Source organism: Streptomyces sp. NPDC002536 (assembly GCF_053594995.1).
In genome coordinates this window covers 26,056-46,819 of record NZ_JBSFWU010000004.1, presented here as the reverse complement: position 1 = coordinate 46,819, position 20,764 = coordinate 26,056, and the positions used below count along the sequence as shown (strand labels likewise).

Annotated in this window: 21 protein-coding genes; 11 read left to right on the top strand and 10 right to left on the bottom strand. The window is 71.1% G+C overall.

Annotation, left to right across the window (positions count from 1 at the left end; all coding sequences use genetic code 11):
• Positions 1-122: 122 nt before the first annotated feature.
• Positions 123-1,376 carry a L,D-transpeptidase gene (locus ACWD4B_RS02760; RefSeq protein WP_451419068.1) on the top strand — a complete coding sequence of 418 codons (1,254 nt, stop codon included), beginning with the start codon at positions 123-125 and terminating at the stop codon, positions 1,374-1,376.
• Between the two features lie 20 nt (positions 1,377-1,396).
• Here ACWD4B_RS02760 and ACWD4B_RS02755 read toward each other — a convergent pair whose 3' ends face one another.
• Both ACWD4B_RS02755 and ACWD4B_RS02750 read right to left on the bottom strand, forming a co-directional pair.
• The gene (locus ACWD4B_RS02755; protein ID WP_451419067.1) at positions 1,397-1,831 is read right to left on the bottom strand and encodes a hypothetical protein; all 435 of its coding nucleotides are present in this window, start codon (positions 1,829-1,831) and stop codon (positions 1,397-1,399) included.
• Between the two features lie 76 nt (positions 1,832-1,907).
• The gene (locus tag ACWD4B_RS02750) at positions 1,908-2,432 is read right to left on the bottom strand and encodes a MepB family protein (RefSeq protein WP_451419066.1); all 525 of its coding nucleotides are present in this window, start codon (positions 2,430-2,432) and stop codon (positions 1,908-1,910) included.
• A 312-nt stretch (positions 2,433-2,744) separates the two neighbouring features.
• Here ACWD4B_RS02750 and ACWD4B_RS02745 point away from each other — a divergent pair, with 312 nt between their 5' ends.
• Positions 2,745-3,194 carry a nucleoside deaminase gene (locus tag ACWD4B_RS02745; RefSeq protein WP_451419065.1) on the top strand — a complete coding sequence of 150 codons (450 nt, stop codon included), beginning with the start codon at positions 2,745-2,747 and terminating at the stop codon, positions 3,192-3,194.
• 57 nt (positions 3,195-3,251) lie between these two features.
• Here the strand turns inward: ACWD4B_RS02745 and ACWD4B_RS02740 are convergent, their stop codons facing one another.
• The 3 genes from ACWD4B_RS02740 to ACWD4B_RS02730 form a co-directional block, all read right to left on the bottom strand.
• Positions 3,252-4,253, bottom strand: coding sequence for an alpha/beta hydrolase (locus tag ACWD4B_RS02740; RefSeq protein WP_451419152.1), 1,002 nt, complete (start codon positions 4,251-4,253; stop codon positions 3,252-3,254).
• Between the two features lie 451 nt (positions 4,254-4,704).
• Positions 4,705-4,863, bottom strand: coding sequence for a hypothetical protein (locus ACWD4B_RS02735; RefSeq protein ID WP_451419064.1), 159 nt, complete (start codon positions 4,861-4,863; stop codon positions 4,705-4,707).
• A 157-nt stretch (positions 4,864-5,020) separates the two neighbouring features.
• Positions 5,021-5,902, bottom strand: a complete 882-nt coding sequence (locus ACWD4B_RS02730) for an NAD(P)-dependent oxidoreductase (protein ID WP_451419063.1) — start codon at positions 5,900-5,902, stop codon at positions 5,021-5,023.
• A gap of 98 nt (positions 5,903-6,000) precedes the next feature.
• Between ACWD4B_RS02730 and ACWD4B_RS02725 the strand changes: the two genes are divergently transcribed.
• On the top strand, positions 6,001-6,378 hold the full coding sequence (locus ACWD4B_RS02725) for a winged helix-turn-helix transcriptional regulator (protein WP_451419062.1): 378 nt from the start codon (positions 6,001-6,003) through the stop codon (positions 6,376-6,378).
• An 84-nt stretch (positions 6,379-6,462) separates the two neighbouring features.
• On the opposite strand, the gene ACWD4B_RS02720 is transcribed toward ACWD4B_RS02725, so the two are convergent.
• Positions 6,463-6,846 (bottom strand): hypothetical protein, encoded by a 384-nt coding sequence (locus ACWD4B_RS02720; protein WP_451419061.1) that lies wholly within the window; start codon positions 6,844-6,846, stop codon positions 6,463-6,465.
• A gap of 313 nt (positions 6,847-7,159) precedes the next feature.
• Here ACWD4B_RS02720 and ACWD4B_RS02715 point away from each other — a divergent pair, with 313 nt between their 5' ends.
• Positions 7,160-9,553, top strand: a complete 2,394-nt coding sequence (locus ACWD4B_RS02715) for an ATP-binding protein (RefSeq protein ID WP_451419060.1) — start codon at positions 7,160-7,162, stop codon at positions 9,551-9,553.
• 15 nt (positions 9,554-9,568) lie between these two features.
• Here the strand turns inward: ACWD4B_RS02715 and ACWD4B_RS02710 are convergent, their stop codons facing one another.
• Complete coding sequence (locus ACWD4B_RS02710; protein ID WP_451419059.1) at positions 9,569-10,468, bottom strand: DUF4190 domain-containing protein; 900 nt, start codon at positions 10,466-10,468, stop codon at positions 9,569-9,571.
• Positions 10,469-10,565: 97 nt separating this feature from the next.
• Positions 10,566-10,994 carry a hypothetical protein gene (locus ACWD4B_RS02705; RefSeq protein WP_451419058.1) on the bottom strand — a complete coding sequence of 143 codons (429 nt, stop codon included), beginning with the start codon at positions 10,992-10,994 and terminating at the stop codon, positions 10,566-10,568.
• Between the two features lie 265 nt (positions 10,995-11,259).
• On the opposite strand from ACWD4B_RS02705, the gene ACWD4B_RS02700 reads away from it, so the two are divergent.
• Both ACWD4B_RS02700 and ACWD4B_RS02695 read left to right on the top strand, forming a co-directional pair.
• Positions 11,260-12,309, top strand: a complete 1,050-nt coding sequence (locus ACWD4B_RS02700; RefSeq protein WP_451419057.1) for a fatty acid desaturase family protein — start codon at positions 11,260-11,262, stop codon at positions 12,307-12,309.
• A gap of 373 nt (positions 12,310-12,682) precedes the next feature.
• On the top strand, positions 12,683-12,916 hold the full coding sequence (locus ACWD4B_RS02695) for a helix-turn-helix domain-containing protein (RefSeq protein WP_451419056.1): 234 nt from the start codon (positions 12,683-12,685) through the stop codon (positions 12,914-12,916).
• Between the two features lie 66 nt (positions 12,917-12,982).
• On the opposite strand, the gene ACWD4B_RS02690 is transcribed toward ACWD4B_RS02695, so the two are convergent.
• The gene (locus tag ACWD4B_RS02690; RefSeq protein ID WP_451419055.1) at positions 12,983-14,002 is read right to left on the bottom strand and encodes a M56 family metallopeptidase; all 1,020 of its coding nucleotides are present in this window, start codon (positions 14,000-14,002) and stop codon (positions 12,983-12,985) included.
• Between the two features lie 4 nt (positions 14,003-14,006).
• A complete protein-coding gene (locus tag ACWD4B_RS02685; RefSeq protein WP_451419054.1) occupies positions 14,007-14,408 on the bottom strand; it encodes a BlaI/MecI/CopY family transcriptional regulator in 402 nt (133 codons plus the stop codon).
• Positions 14,409-14,561: 153 nt separating this feature from the next.
• Between ACWD4B_RS02685 and ACWD4B_RS02680 the strand changes: the two genes are divergently transcribed.
• From ACWD4B_RS02680 to ACWD4B_RS02660, 5 genes are all read left to right on the top strand, one after another.
• Complete coding sequence (locus tag ACWD4B_RS02680; protein WP_451419053.1) at positions 14,562-15,974, top strand: MGDG synthase family glycosyltransferase; 1,413 nt, start codon at positions 14,562-14,564, stop codon at positions 15,972-15,974.
• The gene (locus ACWD4B_RS02675; protein WP_451419052.1) at positions 15,971-16,705 is read left to right on the top strand and encodes a polysaccharide deacetylase family protein; all 735 of its coding nucleotides are present in this window, start codon (positions 15,971-15,973) and stop codon (positions 16,703-16,705) included. Before ACWD4B_RS02680 ends, ACWD4B_RS02675 begins: the two co-directional genes overlap by 4 nt.
• The gene (locus ACWD4B_RS02670) at positions 16,702-17,352 is read left to right on the top strand and encodes a phosphatase PAP2 family protein (RefSeq protein WP_451419051.1); all 651 of its coding nucleotides are present in this window, start codon (positions 16,702-16,704) and stop codon (positions 17,350-17,352) included. The genes ACWD4B_RS02675 and ACWD4B_RS02670 overlap by 4 nt, the downstream gene beginning before the upstream one ends.
• Before the next feature lie 54 nt (positions 17,353-17,406).
• On the top strand, positions 17,407-19,008 hold the full coding sequence (gene mdlC, locus ACWD4B_RS02665) for a benzoylformate decarboxylase (protein ID WP_451419050.1): 1,602 nt from the start codon (positions 17,407-17,409) through the stop codon (positions 19,006-19,008).
• A gap of 409 nt (positions 19,009-19,417) precedes the next feature.
• Positions 19,418-20,605, top strand: coding sequence for a serine hydrolase domain-containing protein (locus tag ACWD4B_RS02660; protein WP_451419049.1), 1,188 nt, complete (start codon positions 19,418-19,420; stop codon positions 20,603-20,605).
• Positions 20,606-20,764 lie beyond the last annotated feature (159 nt).

Genomic DNA, 20,764 nt, shown 5'->3' with positions numbered 1-20,764 from the left:
GATTCCCGGCCTCGACGAGCCATCGAGCCTTCCCAGGACGCCTGGTGGCTCGCGACGACGACCTCTCTTCACCATCCGCCGTGACCTGCTGCAGGCAGGCGTGGCGGGGACTAGGACATCCCATGGGACTCGAACCAGGCAGTGACCTCGCGCCGATCCGGAGCAACAGGCCGCGACGTACGGGCGCCTCCTCCCGCCGTCGATTCCTGGCCGGCGCCGTGACCGTGGTCGGCGGCACGCTGGGGATCGCAGCGTGCGGATCGCGCAGCAAGGCGGACAGCGGCAAAGCGTCCACCGGGCCGACCTCTGAGGCGGTCATCAAGATCACGCCGAAGGACGGCACTGCCGGCGCAGGTGTCACGGGCACTTCGGTGACCAGCGTCAAGGGCGAGCTGACCGAGGTCACCGTCGTCACGGCCGACAAGCAGACTCCCGTCAAGGGCTCGCTGTCGGCCGACAAGAAGACGTGGAAACCGGACTCTCCTCTCGAACGCGAGACCACCTACAAGGTCGCGGCGAGCGCCAAGGATTCACAGGGACGGCCCGTCACCGAACAGGCGACTTTCACCACTGTCTCCGCTGCGAACAGTTTCATCGGCACCTTCACCCCCGAGGACGGCTCGAAGGTCGGTGTCGGCATGCCGGTGTCCATCGCCTTCGACAAGCCGGTCAAGGACAAGAGGGCGGTCGAGTCCGCTCTGAAGGTGAAGTGCAGCAGCGGCCAGGAAGTGGTCGGTCACTGGTTCGGCGACACCCGGATCGACTTCCGCCCCAAGGAGTACTGGGAAAAGGGATCCACGGTGACACTGCAACTCCGCCTGGCCGATGTCGAAGCATCGTCCGGTGTCAAGGGAGTACAGGACAAGACCGTCTCCTTCACCATCGATCGTTCGCAGGTCAGCACCGTCGACGTCGCGACATGCACCATGACCGTGGTGCGCGACGGGGAGACGATCAAGGCCATACCCATCTCGGCGGGAAGCAGGAAGACGCCCACCTACAACGGTCAGATGGTGATATCCGAGAAGCACAAGGAGACCCGTATGGACGGGTCCACCGTGGGCTTCGGAGGCGAGTACGACATCCCCGATGTCCCGCATGCCATGCGGCTGTCCACCTCCGGCACCTTCATCCACGGCAACTACTGGAGCAGCGGTGTCTTCGGCAGAACCAATACCAGTCACGGCTGCATAGGCCTGGCGGATACGCAGGGCGCCGACGACAGCGGGACACCCGGTGCGTGGTTCTATGCGAACTCGGTCATCGGAGACGTCGTCATCGTGAAGAACTCTCCGGACGAGACCATCCGCCCCGACAACGGCCTCAACGCCTGGAACCTGAACTGGAACGACTGGGTCAAGGGCAGCGCCCTGTAAGCGTCCTGTGGCGGAAGGGATCAGAAGAACAGCCTGACTCGCGTCTCGACCGCCTTCGGCTCCCGGCCTTCCGCCACACATTGCAGTGCCTCCCGTACCGCGAGAGCGCCCAAGCGGGCGAATACCTGCTCGCAGGAATCGGTCCAGTGCCAGGACAGGGCACGGACGACAACCCGCGCCTCGACCGGGCTTCCCCGGCGGGCGTCCGGGTCGTCGGATTCCTCGGCGGCCAGCTCCCGCAGCACACCCCGTATGAGCGCCTGTTGGTACTCGGCTGCCGGTTCCGGATATGCAGTGCAGGCGAACTCACACGACGATGCCGTCCCCTCCGGCACCGGCTCGAAGTCCAGCTCCACCCGCCCGTACGTCGGCACGCACGCGCCGAGCGTCTGGCGGGAGTACACCTTCACTCCCCGTACCGGGCGGGCAAGTCCAGCAGTCGGTGCAGCAGTCATGACGGCACCGTACGGCAGCGTCTCGACAACATCATCAGCGTTTTCGAAGCCGACCCCCGCCCCATGGTCGGCTCGCCTACGCGTGATAGAGACTCCTGGCACGCTCCAGGTCCACAACCCCGGCCTCGCCGATGGGCAAGAAGTACTTCACCTGCCACGCCTGGGTGTTGCTGGCCTGGCGGCTCGTGGTGGTCACCCACGGCGGGTAGACGCGGAAAGCGCGCTTCCCGCCGGTGCCGTTCCTGGAGACGATGCCCCGCTCGCAGAGCACGTCCGCGGGAAACACGAACTGCCCGAACCGGTCACCATCACGGCAGCTGATCACGAAGAGATCGACGGAGTCGTCAACGTCGAAAGGCCGGATCGGACCTTCCGCGGACCGCTGCCACACGGTGACGAACTGGCCGGCCTTCGTCGGGGTCGTCTTGGCCACGCGGAACCTGACCGACAGGCGGCCGTCCAGCGTGAATGCGTGAGCCGCGTACTCCGCGCTCTCCGCCTCCGGCGCGGGCTGCGAGCAGGAAAACCCACTCGGGTCGTATACCCGTTCCTTCGCCGCCAGCAGATCGCTATGAGATGCCCACGGCTGCTCTGTTGCCATTCCCTCATCCTGTCACCATGTCGATCGAACCCGCAGCCGGGGCCTTGGTGACACGGTCACCGGCTCGCCAACGCCATCTCCCCTGCTGCGGTGCTGTGCGGTAGAAAATGTGTCGTGCCCGCAGAACGCCCGGGGCGGGGAGGCCCGTACGACGGTCTCGCGGTACCGCCGGCCTCAGACGAGGGGAAGCAAGTGGACTTCGACAGGCGCCGGTTTCTCGGAGGGATAGCCGGAACGGTGGTGACGGGAGCCGCGCCTCCGCGCAGCAGCCCTCGGCACGTACCCCAGGAGAGCCCTGCCCACGAGCGGTTCATGCACTTGGCCATCGAACAGGCCGAGCGCAATCCCGCCTACCCGTTCGGCGCGGTGATCGTCGCGACCCGTACCGGCGAGGTCCTGGCAAACGGGGTCAACGACTCGAAGGACAACCCCCTACTGCACGGCGAGACGGCCGCCATGAACGACTACGTGCGTCGGCGCGGCAACCACGACTGGACCGACACCACCCTCTACACCACAGGCGAGCCCTGCTCGATGTGCATGAGCGCGATGGCCTGGGCGAATCTGCGCCGCATCGTCTGGGGAAGCTCGATCGACGAGCTCCGCCGCACCGGGCTCGACCAGGCGGCCCTGTCCCCACGGGAAGTCGCCGACTCCGCACGGTCCTTCTACGTCCCGGAACTGCTTCTGGGCGGCGTACTGGCGGACTGCACGGACCGCCTCTTCCAAGAGGCGCAATGGCTGCGGCAGATGGAGGGGTGACCGCCCTGCCGGGAGCGGTGCTGCAGGACGCCCTGCCACAACGCGAGCCGGTACGTGTCACCGCCCGACTTCGCCCCGCACAGCGTCGGAACCGCCGTCGACCTCACCCGCCCGCACCGGAGCACCGGACTGCGTGAGAATGCGCCGAAGCCAACGGGTACGGGCACCGCGGGCGTCCTGGCTGACCGCGGCCCGCGGTGCGAAGGTGTCGAAGCCGTGGAACGCCCCGGGCCACACGTGCAGTTCGGCCTGGCCGCCGGACCGCCAGATCGCATGGGCATAGGCCACGCCCTCGTCCCGGAAGGTCTCGGCCGACCCGACATCGAGATAGGCCGGAGGCAGCCCGGACAGATCCGTGGCGCGGGCGGGGGCTGCGCAGGGCGGCAGGTCCTCAGCGCCGTACCGGTCGCCCAGCAGCGCCTGCCACGCGGTGGCGTTGGAGGTGCGGTCCCAGGTGTCGATGCCGGCCATCTGACGGCTGGAGTACGTGTCGTTGCGGTCGTCGAGCATCGGGCACATGAGCAGTTGCCCGATCGGTACGGGCCCGCCTCGGTCACGGGTCAACAGGGCGAGTGCCGCGGCAAGTCCGCCGCCGGCGCTCTTTCCTCCGATGACGATGCGGTCCGCGTCGATATTCAGTCGGTCCGCGTGCTCGGCCGCCCAGACGAGTCCGGCATGACAGTCCTCCAGCGGCCCGGGATACTGCGCCTTCGGTGCCAACCGGTACTCGACGGAGATGACGGCCAACTCCAGCGCGAGAGCCCATTCGTGCAGCAGCCGTGGAAGTACGGACCACGCATTGCCCATGATCATTCCGCCGCCGTGCATGTAGTACAGCAGCGGCAGCGGCCCGGCGATCCCGGCGGGCCGCGCACTCACGAGCGTGACGTCCGGATCCCCCGATGCCCCCGGCACGCGCAGCTCGTCGACCTCGAAGCGGCCACCGGCCTGCAGCTCCCGGACCGTCGGCCTGGGCCGGGCCGCGGCATCCCGCTCCTGCCGGGCCGCAAGGTTCTCCGGGGTGAACGGCTCACCGACCCTGTCCCCCAAAGCCGCCAGTGCCACGCTCAGTTCGGGGTCGAACGGGGGTGCTTCCCGACCGGAACGGCTTGTCGGCACGTCCGTGCATCGAGGGAATGCTCGCGCAAAATCCATGCGGCGTAGTCAATCACCGCTGGGCTACCGTGCCTTCCACATCGCCACCGGCACCGGAGGTCCAGAGCCGGCGATCACCCGCCGGTGACACCGGCTTCCTTGCCCCCGGGCGTGTCCGGCGGATCTTCGTCACGCGGCACCGCAGCGCCCCGTCAGGGGCGCGGGGAACTGCGCGACCAGCCACCGACGGCCTGCAGCCGACGCACTACCCCAGGGTCCGGGGCGCAGCCCCGAGAACCTCGACTGCGGGAGCGTCGTGGCTGATCGCGCAGTTCCCCGCGCCCCTGACGGGGCGCTACGGTGCCGCGCGACGAAGATCCGCCGGACACGGCCCAGGGCCTGCCCGATGGATCCGTCATCCGGTCTGCGGCCCCAGCTTCCGCAGCGTCTCCTCGGCCTTGGGTGTCAGGACGAGCGGCCCCTGCCCGCTCGTCCACACGGCACGGACGTCCAGCCGCCGGAAGCGCCAGCCGTCGGCGGCTCGTACAACCTCGCCCGTGAACGTACCGCCCACGTCGAAGTGGCCTCCCGGCTCCGCACCACGAGCAGCCTGCGTCGAGGCCAGGTGGGTAGTCGGTGCCGACGTGCTGCGTCCGCTCGAACTTCGCCATGGTCGCCCGCTCGGATTCGGCCAGCCCCTCGATGCCCCGGTGCTCCCCGACCGGCGAAGGTCAGTGCACCAGCAGATCGACCACGCCCGTCAGGTCCTCCTCGCCACTCCCCTCGGCCAGGCGGCGGCGCATCAGCTCGAAGTAAGGGAGGAGCAGTTCCGTGCTGACGCCCTGCTGTTCGGCGGTGCTCAGAAAAGTCGGCGCGCCGGCCACCTGCATGGCGAGGTTGGAGACGACACCCTTGGTGTAGTCGCCGCTCCGCAGCCGGTCCGCGGTCTGGTGAACCGCCGGGGCCATCCCGACGAGCCAGTCGGCGAGCAGCGGGGCGAGTGACGCGGGGTCGATGTCCTCGTTGCGGATCAGAGCGAAGGCGTGCGCGGCTCCGGCGAACATCCCGTACATGGCGCTGAGCAGGGCCACATCGTGCAGGGCCGCGAAGCCCGCGTCCGTGCCGACATAGTTGGTGCCGGCCGGGATGCCCAGGGTCTCCTGGTGCCGCACGAACAGCTCCCGCGAGCCGCTGTAGAAGACGTAACCGCCTGCCTCCGGGACGCCGATCATCGGAGGGACGGCCATGATCCCGCCGTCCAGGTAGCGGGCGCCGCGCTCACGGGCCCACTCGGCACGGGCACGGGCCTGGGAAGGGGTGCTGGTGGTCAGGTTGACCACGTCCCGGCCGGCCAGGTCGGTGCCGGCCAGCGCCTCCTCGACCGAGGCGTCGTCCAACAGACAAACGACGACCAGGGTGCTCGCCGCGACCGCCTCAGCGGCACTGTCCGCGACCCTCACGCCCTCGGCCGCAAGCGCCGTGGCGCGGGCCGGGGTGCGGTTCCAGATGGTGAGCGGCCGGCCGGCGGCAAGCCAGGTACGGGCCAGCGCGGTGCCCATCGCGCCGAGGCCCAGCAGCGTGACGGAGGTCTTCTCAACAGTGTTCTGTGTCATGCCGGTTATGCTGGTCACAGGCTCGGGAGTGATCAAGTACGCACTTCGGAGTGGGTGCTTACCCCGGGGTGAGCGAGCAGGTCAGAAGGGGGCGCGGCATGACGACGCCGAACCGGCCGGGCGCACCGGACGGACACGTCTGCGGGATCGACACCGCGATGGAGGTGATCGGTGGCAAGTGGAAGGTGCTGATCCTCTGGGCGCTCCACGAGCACCCGTACCGCCGCTTCGGCGAACTGCGTCGACTGCTTCCGGGAATCACCGAGAAGGTCCTCGCCTCTCACCTGCGCGAGATGGAAGCGGACGGCGTCGTGCACCGCGTCTCCTACGACGAGGTACCGCCCCGCGTCGAGTACTCGCTGACCGAGGACGGCACGCGACTCAACGACGCGCTCCAGCCGCTGGCCGCCTGGGGGCGCAAACGGCCGACCGCTCGAAAGCCGGGGAAGAGGGCGGCCCAGGGCGTTGTCCGATGAGTCGGCGCGGGCCCCGTGACGCTCCCCCAGCTACTGCTGGTAGGTGCCCCCAGCACCAGACCGCACTGACCCACCGGACAGGCCCTAGGGGTGCAACTCCACCCAGTCGACGACCGTGTTGCCCGGTACCTGGGTGTAGTCGTCGCACGGGTCGGTCCGGCGCTGGAGCTTGGAGTGGTGCCGCTCGCCGGGGTTGGGCGCCCAGGCGTAGACCGCCCAGCCGGAGTAGACGCAGACCATGCTGACTCCTGTGATGGGGCCGATCCCGTAGCCGCCTGCGTCGTTGTAGCAGTACCTGTTGCCGGGGGTGAAGACGGCAAAGGCGCAGTCCGGCGCGGCTGAGGCCGGCTTGGTCACGCGGACCCCGTCGTCGGACGCGGCAGACGGGGAGGCGGAGGTCGTCCCCAGGAAACCGAGGCTCGCGACGAGAACGGACGTGACGGCGGCGATTCTTCGCGGTGTGTTCACCGTGCTCCTTCGGATACGGGCCGTCGGCGGTGTCCCCCTCCGACGGCGGATCGGAATGGGGGAAAGGCGCGTCGGCATCACGGCGGCCTCGCGGTGTTTCAACAGCCCTTCCCCCGTTGCGGTTTGACCGCAGTGCGGCAATCCGCGTGCCCCCTGTTCGGCGGGGCACGCATGATGCTGCCGTGCGTCCCGCGCCACCGACAGGACGTCCAGCGGACGTTTAGCGGACGTTCTCCCGGGGTGGCCAGAGTCGGGACGTCAAGCCGTGCGGCCCGGGGCCGCACGGTCCGGGCCTGCGGGGCGAGGAGAAGACATGCCGGAGCGGTTCGACACAGTGCTGCGCGCCTACAGGCGGCGGGCCGGGCTGACCCAGGAGGAGTTGGCGGAGCGGGCGGGGCTGTCGGCCCGGACCATCCGCGCGCTGGAGTCCGGGCAGGGACGGACGCCCCGCCTCGCCTCGGTGCGGGAGGTCGCAACGGCGCTCGGGCTGGAGGCGGACGACCAGCGGCGCCTGATCGCCACGGCCACGGCCACGGCCGCGACCGACGGGCCGGAGGGGACGGCGGAGGCCGGGCATCCCGGGCGCCGACGGTATCTGCCCTATGACACACCGGACTTCACCGGGCGCACCGCCGAGGTGGCCCGGCTCGCGGAACTGGTCGGCAGCGGCGCCGCGAGCGCGGTGGTGGTCTCGGCGATCGACGGTATGGCGGGCGTCGGCAAGACCACGCTGGCGGTGCACGCCGCCCATCTCATGGCCGGGAGGTTCCCGGACGGCCAGTTCTACTGCGACCTTCACGGCTTCACCCCGGGGTACGACCCGGTGGGCCCGGCGTCGGCGCTGGAGGCACTGCTGCGCATGGCCGGTGTCGACGGCGCGCGCATTCCGCACACCCTGGAGGAGCGGGCGGCCCTGTGGCGTACCACGCTGTCGGACTGGCGGGCGCTGGTGGTGCTGGACAATGCCGCCGCCGCGGAGCAGGTGCGTCCGCTGCTGCCCGGCTCCGCCTCATGTGCGGTGCTGGTGACCTCGCGGCGGCGGCTCCTGGCGCTGGAGGGCGCGGTCCCGCTCTCGCTCGATGTGCTGCCCGAGGCGGAGGCGTGCGCGCTGGTGGCCCGGATCGCGGGACGCCACCAGGTGGCCGACGCGGCCGAAGCGGTTGCAGAGATCGCCGAGTTGTGCGGCTACCTGCCGCTGGCCATCCGGATGGCGGCGGCCCGGCTCGCCCACCGGCCCGCGTGGACGGCGGAAGACCTCGCCGTCGAGCTCCGCGCGGGCCGCCGCCGGTTCGGCCCCGGCGGCAACGAGCAGGCGGTCAGCGCGGCCTTCGCCCTCTCCTATGCGCGCCTCGGCCCAGGCCGTCAGCGGCTGTTCCGGCTGCTCGGCCTGCACCCCGGCGCCGATCTCGACGCGTACGCGGCCGCGGCCCTGGCGGGCACGGACGTGGCGACGGCAGGGCAGTGGCTGGAGGAACTCGTCGACGTCCACCTGCTGGAGCAGTACGCACCCCACCGCTATCAACTGCACGATCTGCTCCGCCGGCACACGCAGGGGCTCCTGCACGAGACCGAGCCGCCCGCACAGCGGGAGGAGGCGGAGCTCCGGCTCCTCGACCACTATCTGCACATTGCGCTGAGCGCCCGCCCCGTGGTGGCGCCGGGACAGCGGCTGCTCCCGTTCGAGGTCGCCCACCCGCCCGCCGACACCCCGGACGTGAGCAACCGGGCCTCGGCGCTGGCCTGGTACGAGGCCGAGCACGCCAACCTCGTCGCGATGATCGCGCACGCCGCCGCGCGGGGCAGGAACGAGCACGTCTGGCAGTACACCCACGTCCTCCAGCACTTCTTCGACATCCGTGGACGCACCCTGGACTGGGTCACCACCCATGAAGCCGCCCTGGCCGCGACCGAGAACCTCGACAACCGCCTGGCCCATGCCGAGATCCTGACCAGCCTCGCCATCGCCTGCTGGCACGCCGGGCGCCACGAGGATGCCTTCAACCGGGGGCTGGAGGCGCTGGCCCTGTGCCAGGAGATCGGCGACGCGTGGGGCGAGGCCGTCATCCTCACGAACTTCGGTATCGCGCAGGGGCAGTTGGGGCAGTACGAGGAGGCCATCGACCTCCACCAGCAGGCCCTGGCTCTCTACGGCGGCATCGACGCCCCCTGGGGCGAGGCCCTGAGCCTGACCAGCCTGGGCGCGGTCCACGCCGAGCTCGGGCGGGCCGCGGAGGCCCTCGACCACCACCGGCGGGCGCTCGACCGCTACCGGCGGATCGGCGACCCGTGGGGCGAGGCCCGCACTCTGACGAACATGGGTACCGCTCACCGGCAGTTGGGGCAGTTCGGCGAGGCCGTGGCCCACCACGCACACGCGCTCTCCCTCGACCGCCGGATGGGCGACCGGCGTGCCGAGTGCGAGGTCCTCAACGACCTCGGTGCCACCTACCACGCGGCCGGCCGTCGCGACACCGCCCGCCGTCGGCACCAGCGGGCGCTGGACATCGCCTGCACCATCGACAGCAGCCTGCAGATCGCCCGTGCCCACCAGGGCATCGCCTACGCCCTGGTACCGGACGACCCCGACGCCGCCCGCGACCACGCCGAGCGGGCACTCGCGGTCCACGGCGAGCCGAGCGCCCCCGAAACCGCCGAACTCACCGCGTTCCTCGACACCCTTGACCAGGGCCCGGCCCCGGGCCACTGACCTGCAGGGGGTTGCTCAGGAAGTGGGCCCGGACCAGTAGGCGTCCGGCCACTGCTTTGTGTCGGGGCTGAACTCGACCTCGGCCTTGCCGGCTGCGTCGGCGGGCAGGGAGAAGGCGTACTTGCCGACGGCTTCCTTGCCGGGCAGGACGTAGCCGGTGATGACCTTCTGGCGTCCGCTTCCGTCGATCACCAGCTCCGCGGAGGCCCCGTTGGCGTCGTTGACGCTGGGCAGCCCTGTCTCGACCGAGAGCCGCTCCGTGCCGGTGTTGACGACGGTGACCGTCACCTCGACGGCCTTGTTCCCCTTCGCGTGGCCGTTGGCAAACTCGTCCGGGGTGAACGGCTGCGGCGTGTCCACCGTGACCTTCAGGCCGTTCTCGAACGTGTACGACTGGCCGAACGACAGGTGCCTGGCCTTCTCCTCCGCCTTCTGCTTCTCGTCCTCCGCGGCCGCCGACGCCTTCACCTCGTCGACCTTCGAACGCACGTCGTCGGCGGCCACCTTCACCGCCACCGCGGCGAACACGCCCACGCCGGCCGAGATCAGCAGACCGGCTCCGCCCAGGATCACACCGGCCAGCGCCATCGACTTGTTGGTCGCAAGCCCCTTGCGCGCGTTGCTCAGCCCGACGAAGCCGAAGACCACGGCCAGCAGGGCCGGCAGCCAGGACACCCAGAACAGGATGACGAGGAGACCGAGGACCACACCGATGATGCCGAGCACCAGTGCCGCGACCCCCATGCCGTTGCGGGCCTGCGGCATCGGCATCGGCATCGGCATCGGCGCCGGGTACGGCTGCCAGGGCGGAGCGGCCGGCCCCGCCGTTCCCGAAGGCCGTGGGCCCCAGGGGTCCTGGACGGCCGGTCCCTGGTCCACAGGGTTCTGGTCGCCGGGCGGGGTGGGCATGGTCATGCAAAATCCTTCAAGTGGGCCAAGCTGACGGGTCAATGACACTGCCAGCCAGTTTTACCATTTCCTTACCAATTGGTGGAACGGGGGGCGCGGATTCCTACCTGCCCTGACGCACCTTGACGCCGCCGACCAGGGAGTACGAGCGGATCTTGACCACTGCGCCGCCCTGCTCGCCTGCCACGTCCTTGCTGCGGCCGCCGATCAGGGAGAAGCCGTGGACCTCGACCGTGGTGCCGGCCGGGACGGTCAGGTCGACGCCGCCGAAGACCGAGAAGGCGTCGACCTCGGCGGAGGCGCCTTCGGGGTAGGCGAGTTCTGCACCGCCGACCAGGGATGCCTTCACCAGGCGGGTCGGGCCCGCGGGCAGTTCGGCGTCGGTGTGGTCGAGCTTGGCCCCGCCCACCGCGGCCACGTGCACGGTGCGCTCCCGGGCCGTGAAGTTGCCCTGCTGCTTGAGGCCGCCCAGGAGCGACAGGCTCCATTCGGTGCGAGGGGTGCCGGGCGCGGTGCTCTTCGTGGTCTCCATGCCCTCAAAGCTATAGCCGGGACCGGACGTGTGGTCAGTGTCTGCGGCCACCGGATGATCATGACAAATGTCATGGGCCCGGGCGCCCCTCGAACCGCTCGGGCAGAGGCCCGTTGCCAAATGGCCCGTCGGGAGCCAGGCCCCCTGCCGTCACCGGGGGTTGTCCCCCCTACGGGTCCGGGTGGTGCCGCCATGGTCGCGCCATGCCCGCCGGCCATACGTTTCATGAGGTCGAACCACCCATCGAGCCACGGGAGAAGCCCTCGTGACACAGGTCAGTGCCGTCCTCGCGGAACCCGCCGCAGGCAGCGACTTCGCCCCGCTGCTGCGCCAGGTACGGGAAGCAGGGCTCCTGGAGCGCCGACGCGGCCGGTACGCGGCGGCCATCGCCGGCGATCTGCTCATGCTCGCCGCCACGGCCACCATGATCGTGCTCACCGGCGACACCTGGTGGAACCTGCTGCTCGCCGTGCCCCTGGCGGTCTTCTCCGCCCGTATCGCCTTCATCGGACACGACAGCGGACACGCCCAGATATCCAGGACCCGCCGCGCCAACCGTGTCCTCGGGATCGTCCACGCCGATCTGCTGCTGGGTATGAGCTACGGCTGGTGGAACGACAAGCACAACCGCCACCACGCCAACCCCAACCACGTGGACAAGGACCCCGACGTGGGGGTGGGCGCACTCGTGTGGACCCAGCGCCAGGCCGCCCGGCGGGAGGGCTTCGCCCGGTGGCTCACCCGCCATCAAGCCCGGCTCTTCTTCCCCCTGTTGCTGCTCGAAGGCATCAACCTGAAGGTTTCGAGCGTGCGCGACCTCAAACAGCGGAAGGCGCGCGACCGCCACATCGAAGCGACACTTCTGACACTGCACGCGGCGGGGTACGCAACCCTGCTGCTGACCGCCATGTCACCCGGCAAGGCGGTGGCCTTCGCCCTGCTCCACCACGCCCTCTTCGGCCTTCACCTCGGCATGGTCTTCGCCCCCAACCACAAGGGCATGGAGATGCCGGACCCGGACGGCGAACGCTGGGGGCACCTGCAACGCCAGGTCCTCACCTCCCGCAATGTGCGGGGCGGCGTGGTCACCGACTGGTTCATGGGCGGGCTGAACTACCAGATCGAACACCACCTCTTCCCCAGCATGCCGCGTCCCCATCTCCGGCTCGCCCGGCCCCTGGTCCGCGCCCACTGCCGGGCGACCGGCCTGCCGTATGCCGAAACCGGACTCGTCGACTCCTACGTGCAGGCGCTGAGTCACATGCACGACGTCGGAGCCCCACTGCGGGACGGACGAGGAACCGGGCCTCGTTGAGCCGCGGAAGCTCCCGCGGGGGAGCAGCGGAACTCCACGGCGGGGGTGACCGGTTCGGACACTCGGCCGGACTGTTGCGCGGGCGCCAAGGACGGGTCAAGTGCTTGCGCATATACGCAACCATGGCGCTACGCTCGGATGCGTGAGGCACCTCGTTCGGTGAGGCGTCTGTACGGACACAGGCCACTGACCCCACGACGTCGAGAGACGCCCAGGGTCGGGACAGGTCTCCCCGGCCCAAGGGGAGAGACATGGATCGCAGTCACAGCAGTCCGGGCCGTCACCGGCCCCGCTGCCGCCCGTCCTCGCTTCGGCCCGGTGTGCGGTAGTCGCCTTCTCCGCGTGCGTTCCGCGTCCTTGCCCGGACGCCTATATGCCTTTACCGGTCCCGTACGCGCATCCCCAACGGCTCTTCAGCCGCGATCGGTTGATGCAGCTGGTGTGGCAGCAGTCCACCGTGGGCGAAGAACGCACGGTCGACACGCACATCGGCAGCCTGCGCCGCAAGCTCGGCCCCCGTTACAGGGCCATCGTCACCAGTGCGGGGCGATCCGGATACGTACTCGACCCGGCGAAAGCGGCACCACGAACCCTTGGTGGCCACTGACCCGTTCCTCTCCTGCGAAGCGGCGGCCGCGACCCGGCCCCCTCCCTCGGCAGCGGGCTGCCCCTGCTATGCGTGGTGTTCTTCGCGCTCGTGATGGCGGCAGCAGACGTCGGGCAGGTGCCGGTGATCTTCGGCCGACGGTGCGTCTGTGGCCGGGGCCTGCGCTGCGACGTGTGCTGCGCACTGCGCCCGTTGCGCGTTGTCGACCATCCGATCGCTGTCGGAGGCGGCGTTGGCCACGCTTGCGCAGCACAAGGTCAGCAGGAGGGCGCCTGCCATGAAGGGCAGGCTTCGATGTGCAGGAGGCGGGGCCAGCAGGGCTCGTACCCGCTGGGGCACTGCCCCGCCGGTCGCGGCGAGTGCGGCCGGGCGGGACGCACCGGCGGAGACGAGGGCGGCCCGTCCGACCGCGCGGGCGACGGCCGTGCGGCTGCCGACCTGCGCCGCGGCCTCCTCGTCGGCCCAGCGTTCCAGGACGTAGGCGCCGGTGTCGGCCAGGGGCCGCAGCAGGGGATTGAGGGCTGCCGCGAGCCGCCAGAGGATCTGGAAGAAGTGGTGTCCGCCGCGCAGATGGGCCCGCTCGTGCGCCAGCAGGGCTTCGCGTTCGTCGTCGCCGAGACAGCGCAACATGCCCCGGGACACCACGATCCGTCCGGGGGCGCCGGGCAGGGCGAACGCAAGCGGGGCGTCGTCGTCGAGCACGGTCAGTTCCGTGTCGCCGGGCATCCGGGCGCACTCCTGCCGGGCCCGGCGAACGGCACGGACCTGCCGTGCACCGGTCACCCCGAGCGAGACGACCCCGAGGGCCAGGACCAGGGCACTGGCGGTCGCGACGGAGAGGTGCACGGGATCCTCGGCACGCAGTGCGGACACCGACCAGCGCCCCTCTGCGGCGACCTGCGGAATCTGGGCGACCCCGGTGAACGCCAGCAGGGCCAGCGATCCCGCCCAGCCGGCCGCCGTGACCAGCGCTGCCCAGGCCAGGGCCCAGGCGGCGGGGCGCGGGGCCAGCCGGCGGGCCAGCCGCGGTGCGGCCACGGTGAGCAGGACGGTCACGGCGAACGGGACGTAGACGCTGATCAGCACGGGTTCACGGCCTCTCGTCGAAGCGCCCGGACAGCAGCTGGTGCAGCAACTGCTCGTCCTTATCCGACAGTTCGGAGACGAAGCGGGTCAGCACGGCCTCGCGGTCGGAGCCGCCCTCCAGCAGCGACCGCATGCGCTGGGCGGTGTGGGACGCCTCGTCGCGGGCCGGCTCGTAGGCGTATCCGCGCCCCTCGCGGTGCCGGACGAGCATGCCTTTGCCGTGCAGCCGGGACAGGATCGTCAGGACGGTCGTGTACGCGAGGTCGCCCGGCAGTCGCTCCCGGACCTGACGCGCGGTCAGCGGCGCGTCGGCGGCCCAGAGGGCGGCGAGCACATGGGTCTCCAGCTCGCCGCGCGCCCGCCTGCCGGTCGCGCCGCGGGCGCCGCCGCCTCTTCGTCCGTCCACCGTTCGCCTTCCGTTCCTCCCGCCGACATACGGGCTGCACAGCCTACCCGGTGAGCTACTACGAGATGTAGGAAGTATGCTCCGGCTTCGACGTACGAACTACTACATCTTGTAGAGTCGCGCTGCTCCCCTTCTCGCGCAGAGGAAAAGCCCATGCCCCAGGCCGGAAGCACGGCACCCGCACCCACCCCCGCGCTCCCGGGCGGCGTGCCCCGGTCCGCGACGACCGGCGCGGCGGACCGGGTCGACCGGGTCGCCATCGTCTCTGCCAGTGTCGGAGCCGGACACGACGGCGCCGCCACCGAGCTCGCCCGCCGCCTCGCGGCGGACGGCATCGCCGTCGACCGCTACGACCTGCTGGATCTGATGCCCGCCCGGCTCGGCCGGGCCGTCCAGCAGGGCTACCATCGGATGCTCGTCCGGGCCCCCTGGGCCTACCAGCGGATCTACGCCGGCACCGAACGCGCCGGGGGCGGCGGTCCGGTGGCGCGGGCACTGCTGCGCACCGCCGAGGACCATGTGCTGCGCGCCCTGTCCCCGGACGCCGGAGCGGTCGTCTCCACCTACCCGGGAGCCAGCCGGGTCCTGGGCAGCCTGCGCCTCAAAGGCCGCCTCGCCGTCCCCGTCCTCACCTACCTGACCGACTTCTCGGTGCACCCCCTCTGGGTGGCGGACGGCGTGGACGTCCACCTCGCCGCCCATCCCGTGCCCGCCGCCCAGGCGCGAGCCGCCGGGGCGCGGGACGTGCGGGTGTGCGGGCCGGTCACGGATCCGCGGTTCACCCCCGGCAGCACGCAGGAGCGCGAACAGGCGCGGGTCAGGTTCGGCCTGCCCGCGGACGCGCCGCTCGCGCTGCTCGTCGCCGGATCCTGGGGCGTGGGGCCGGTCCGGCAGGTGGCTCGGGAAGTGCGCGACTGCGGCGCCGCCGTCCCCGTCGTCGTCTGCGGCCGCAACCGGGCCCTGGCCGAGCAACTGCGCGCGGACGGCATCGAGCACGCCTACGGCTGGGTCGACGACATGCCCGGCCTGATGCACGCCGCCGACGTCCTCGTCCAGAACGCCGGCGGGCTCACCTCCCTGGAGGCGTTCGCCGCCGGTCTGCCCGTCGCCAGCTACCGCTGCATACCGGGCCACGGACTGACCAACGCCGCCGCCCTGGACGAGGCCGGGGCGGCCGTGTGGATCCGCGAACCGGCCGATCTCGGGGCCGTGCTGCGCGACTTGATCGACGGTCCGCTCGGCCGGCAGCAGCACGAAGTCGCTCTCGCCCTGTTCGCCATGGGCCGGGACGGCGGTCCGGCAGCCGAGATAGCGCGTGTCCACGGATCCGCACCCCGGCTCCGGAATCCGGAACCGGCGGCGCGGCGGCGCACCGCCCCACGCCGGCTCGCCACCACCACCGCCGTGGCGTGCGCCCTGTCGGCGTGCGCCGTCGGCATGGGCGCCGCAACGCATGATCGCCCGGGCCTGATGCATGCCATCGACCACCGCCTCGACCCGGACGACTCCGCCCCGGACGACTTCTCCCCGGGCCACGGCCCCCGACCGGAAGGCCACCACTCGTGACCACCGCCCGACTGCTGCGCACGGCAACCCTCGCCGCCCTGCCCGCACTCGCAGCAGTGCACGCCGCGCCCGTCGTCTCGACCTTCGGGCCGCTGCGCAACCGCGCCATGCCCCGCCTCTCCGGCCGGGGCCGGCCGGACCATGTCGCCCTCACCTTCGACGACGGGCCCGATCCGCTCTCCACGCCGCGCTTCCTGCGGCTGCTCGCCGAACGCGAGGTGCACGCCACGTTCTTCCTGCTCGGCAGCGCGGCGCACCGATCTCCCGGCCTGGTCCGCGAGATCGCCGCAGCGGGCCACGAGATCGGCATCCACGGCTGGCTGCACCGGCCGCTGCTCCTGCGCGGCCCGCGCGCCACCCACGACGACTTCGCCCGCGCCCGCGACACCGTCGCCGCGATCACGGGACGGCAGCCCGCACTCTTCCGGCCCCCGTACGGCGTCATGTCGGCAGCCGCCCACCTGGCAGCCCGCCGCCTCGGCCTCACCCCGGTGCTGTGGACCTGCTGGGGAGAGGACTGGACGGCCCGGGCCACCCCCGAGTCCGTCCACCGCACCGTCACCTCCGACCTCGACGGCGGCGGCACCATCCTGCTCCACGACTCCGACTGCACCTCCGCCCCCGGCGCCTGGCGCTCGGCCCTGGGTGCCCTCCCGCACATCCTCGACACCTGCCACCGACGCGGCTACGAAGTGGGCCGGTTGTGCGACCACGGTCGGCCCCGCGCATGAGCCGGCGCAACGTCCGCAGCCTGTCCGGCCGTTGTGCTCTCGGCGCGTGGACGGCGTTCGCCGCGCTGACCGCGGTCGTCGTCGGTGGCGCAGGCGGGCCGCTGTGGCCGGACAACGGTCTTCTGTCGTGGGCGGTGGCCCATCGCCCGGCGGCGGCACTGACCCTCGCCCGCGGGGTGACCGACACCGGGACCGGTGCCGTCCCCTACCTGCTCGCCGTGCTGGCCGGCCTGGTGGCGGGACGCACCGCACGCCACCGGCTCCTTGCCGCCGCGCTCGGTGCCGCATGCCTCGGTGCGGGGCAAGCGGTGCGGTACGGCGTGATGGAACTCGTTCACCGGTCCCGCCCGCCGCACGGCGACTGGGCGGCGCAGGCGAGCAGTTGGTCGTTTCCCTCGGGGCACACCACGACGGCCGCCCTCGCTGCCGGGCTGCTGATCGTCGCAGTGTCCCTGCGCGCCCCGCGCGGTGCGACGCCGCTGCGGCTGCTCGTCGGCTGCTGGGGCGTGCTGGTCGGGCTGACCCGCGTCTATCTCGGGGTCCATTGGTTCACCGATGTGGTCGGCGGCTGGTTGTTCGCTGCGGGCTGGCTGGGGGCGTGCCTGTGGGCGATGGAAGGAGTGGTGCCACCGCAGGCCGCCCGGTAGTGACAGCAGCGGGAGGTATTGCGCGAACAGCGGCTCCGGGACAGAGTGGCGGCCGTGACTTCCGTCCGAGACGCGGCTCTCGATCTGCTCCGGTCGCACGGGCTGACCACCTGGTTCGGCAACCCGGGCTCCTCGGAGCTGAGTTTGCTGGAGGACTTCCCGGCCGACTTCCGGTACCTGCTCGGGTTGCAGGAGATGGTCCCGGTCGGCATGGCCGACGCCTTCGCCCAGATCACCGGCCGGCCCGCGTTCGTCAACCTGCACACCGCGCCGGGCATGGGCAACGCCCAAGGGGCCCTCTACAACGCCTTCGTCAACAAAACCCCGTTGATCGTGACTGCCGGCAACCAGCGCAGGTCCATGCAGAACCAGTACTGCCTGCTCACCAACGTGGATGCCACGCTCGTGCCGAAGCCGTTCGTGAAGTGGTCCGCGGAGCCGGCTGTGGCGAGTGAGGTCCCGGCGGTGCTCGCGCACGCGATCCACCTCGCGCAAACCCCGCCGACCGGACCGGTGTTCGTGTCGCTCCCCATGGACGACATGGACGTCGAACTGGACGGCAAACAGGTCGCCGACATCCGTGTCCTCCGCGACCGGACGGTCACCCACGCCCGGTCCTTCCCCGGCCGGCTCGCCGCCGACATCGCCGCCCGGCTGGACGGTGCCGCGTCACCGGCACTGATCGTCGGGGGCGATGTCGACCGGTACGGCGCCTGGGACGCGGTGGTCGCGCTCGCGGAGCGCATGAACTGCGCGGTCTGGACCGCGCCGCTGACCGGGCTGTCGGGCTTCCCGGAGGACCATGCCCTCTATCAGGGCATGCTGCCGCCCGGTGCCGGCTGGATCTCCCGGGCGCTGGCCGGCCACGACCTGGTGCTCGTTCTCGGTGCGCCGGTGTTCCGCTACTACCCCATGATTCCCGGGCCGTACCTGCCGGAGGGCACCCGGCTGATCCACATCACCAACGATCCGGACGAGGCCGCCCGGGCTCCCGTCGGCGACGCGATCATCGCAGACCCGCGCGCGGCGGCCGAGGCGTTGCTGGCACGAGTGGGCGCGGCCGGCCGTCCCGCCCCGGCCGCCAGGGCCCCCGTCCCCGCTGCTGAGCCGGCGGCCGCACCGCTCACGCCCGAGGCGTTGTGGGCGACCGTGGGCGGCAACGCGCCGGCCGACACCCTGTGGGTGACCGAGGCGGGCAGCAACGAAAACACGATCTTCAACTGCATCCGGCCGGGCGGCCGGTTCTCGCACCTCACGGCCGCGGGCGGCGGCCTGGGCTTCGGACTGCCCGCCGCGGCCGGTGCCCAACTCGCAGCACCCGACCGGCCCGTCGTGGCGCTGATGGGTGACGGTTCCATCCAGTACGCGATCACCGCGCTGTGGACCGCGGTCCGCCACCGCATCCCTCTCACCGCCGTCGTCGCGTCCAACGCCGAGTACGGCATCCTCAAGCAGTTCGGCGTCCTCGAACACACCCCCGGCGTGCCCGGCCTGGACCTGCCGGGCCTGGACGTCGTCGCCACCGCCGCCGGCTACGGGGTGGACGCGCACACCGCCCACGACACCGACGAACTGGCGAGCCTGCTCCGTTCCGGCATCGCCGACCGAGAGCGCCCCACGCTCATCAACGTCCGCACCACCAAGGTCGACGTCTAGAGCCTGTCCGGCGGATCTTCGCCGTGGGTGCGGTGCGCCCCGTCAGGGGCGCGGGGAACTGCGCGATCAGGCGCCGCCGGCCTGCAGCCGACACACTGCCCCTGGGGTCCGGGGCGAAGCCCCGAGCATCTCGGCTGCGGGTGCGTCGTGGCTGGTCGCGCAGTTCCCCGCGCCCCTGACGGGGCGCTGCGGTGTCGCGCGACGAAGATCCGCCGGACACGGCCTAGCGCCGTACTGTGACGACCACGGCGCCGTCGCGCACGGCCGGCACGCAGCCGGCCCGCCCGGCGGCTGCCGCGGCAGCCGGAACGCGGTGCGGCTCAACCCGGGCGGCCGCCGTGAAGTCTCCTCTGTGCGAAGGGCGTTGACGCTGCGCCCCGTAAGGGCAAGGACCCGTAAGGAGCGAAGCATGGCAGCTTGTCGGATGGCGCGCTGCGCAGCGGTGACGCTGGCTGCCGGAGCCCTCGTCGTCAGCGCGTTCACCGCCCCTGCCGGGGCGGCGTCGTCGGGCGGCACGGCGCGGGGTGAGGGGCATCAGGCCACCCAGCGGGTCCTGGACGCGATGGTGCAGGCCGGGGTTCCCGGGATTACGGTGCAGGCGAGGGACCGTAGGGGCGTCTGGCGGAGTACATCGGGGGTCGGCGATCGCGTGACGGGCCGGCCGCGCAGCGTCGACGACCGCTTCCGTGTCGCCAGTATCACCAAGACATTCGTGGCGACCGTGCTGTTGCAGCAGGAGGCGGAGGGGAGGATCGCTCTCGACGACACGGTGGAGCGGTGGCTGCCGGGTGTGGTGCGGGGCAACGGCAACGACGGGCGGAGGATCTCCGTACGGCAGTTGCTCAACCACACCAGCGGGATCTATGACTACACCGATGATCCCGGCTATCTGAAGAAGTACGTCCAGGCCCCGGGCTTTCTCCGGCACCGCTATGACACGGTGACACCCGATCTGGCCGTACGGACTGCCCTCTCGCACCGGCCGGGCTTCGAACCCGGCGCTCGCTACGGTTATTCCAACACCAACTACGTCCTGGCCGCCCTGATCATGGAGAAGGCCGGCGGCCGCAGTTACGAGGACGAGGTCCGTGCGCGCATCATCGAGCCGCTCGGGCTGCACGGCACCGTCCTGCCCGGCCATTCCGTGGACGTGCCCAAGCCGAGCAGCCGGGCCTACTCCACCCTGAGCACCGACCCCGGCGCGACGAAGATCTACGACGTCACCCGGCTGAACGCCTCCCAGTCCTGGGGCGACGGCGACATCATCTCCACCACCGCGGACCTGAACCGCTTCTTCAGCGCCCTGATCCGCGGCGAACTACTGCCTGCCAAGCAGCTCGCCGAGATGAAGACGACCGTCCCGCACCCGCAGAACCCCGCATACCGCTACGGTCTGGGCATCGCCACGTTCAAGGCCGCCTGCGGGGTGTGGCTCTGGGGCAACGACGGCGGCTGGCTCGGCTCGTCCTCCCAGGCCGTCACCACCGAGGACGGTCGGCACACCCTCGCCCTCAACCTCAACGGCGACTGGGGCGTCCCCAGCAGCGCAGGCGCCGACATCATGAAGGCGGAATTCTGTTCACCGGCGGGCAGTTGACCGGTCAACGGTGGTACGGCTCGGGGCTCCGTTGAGAGCGACGCGCTGAATCGGCAACGCCATGAAGCAGCCGGTCTGCACAGGTGTTACTGCAGTCGCAGGCGCCCTGGTGTGCCCCAGTGGCAGCGGTTAGGTTGACCGTGTATCCACCGGGACGGC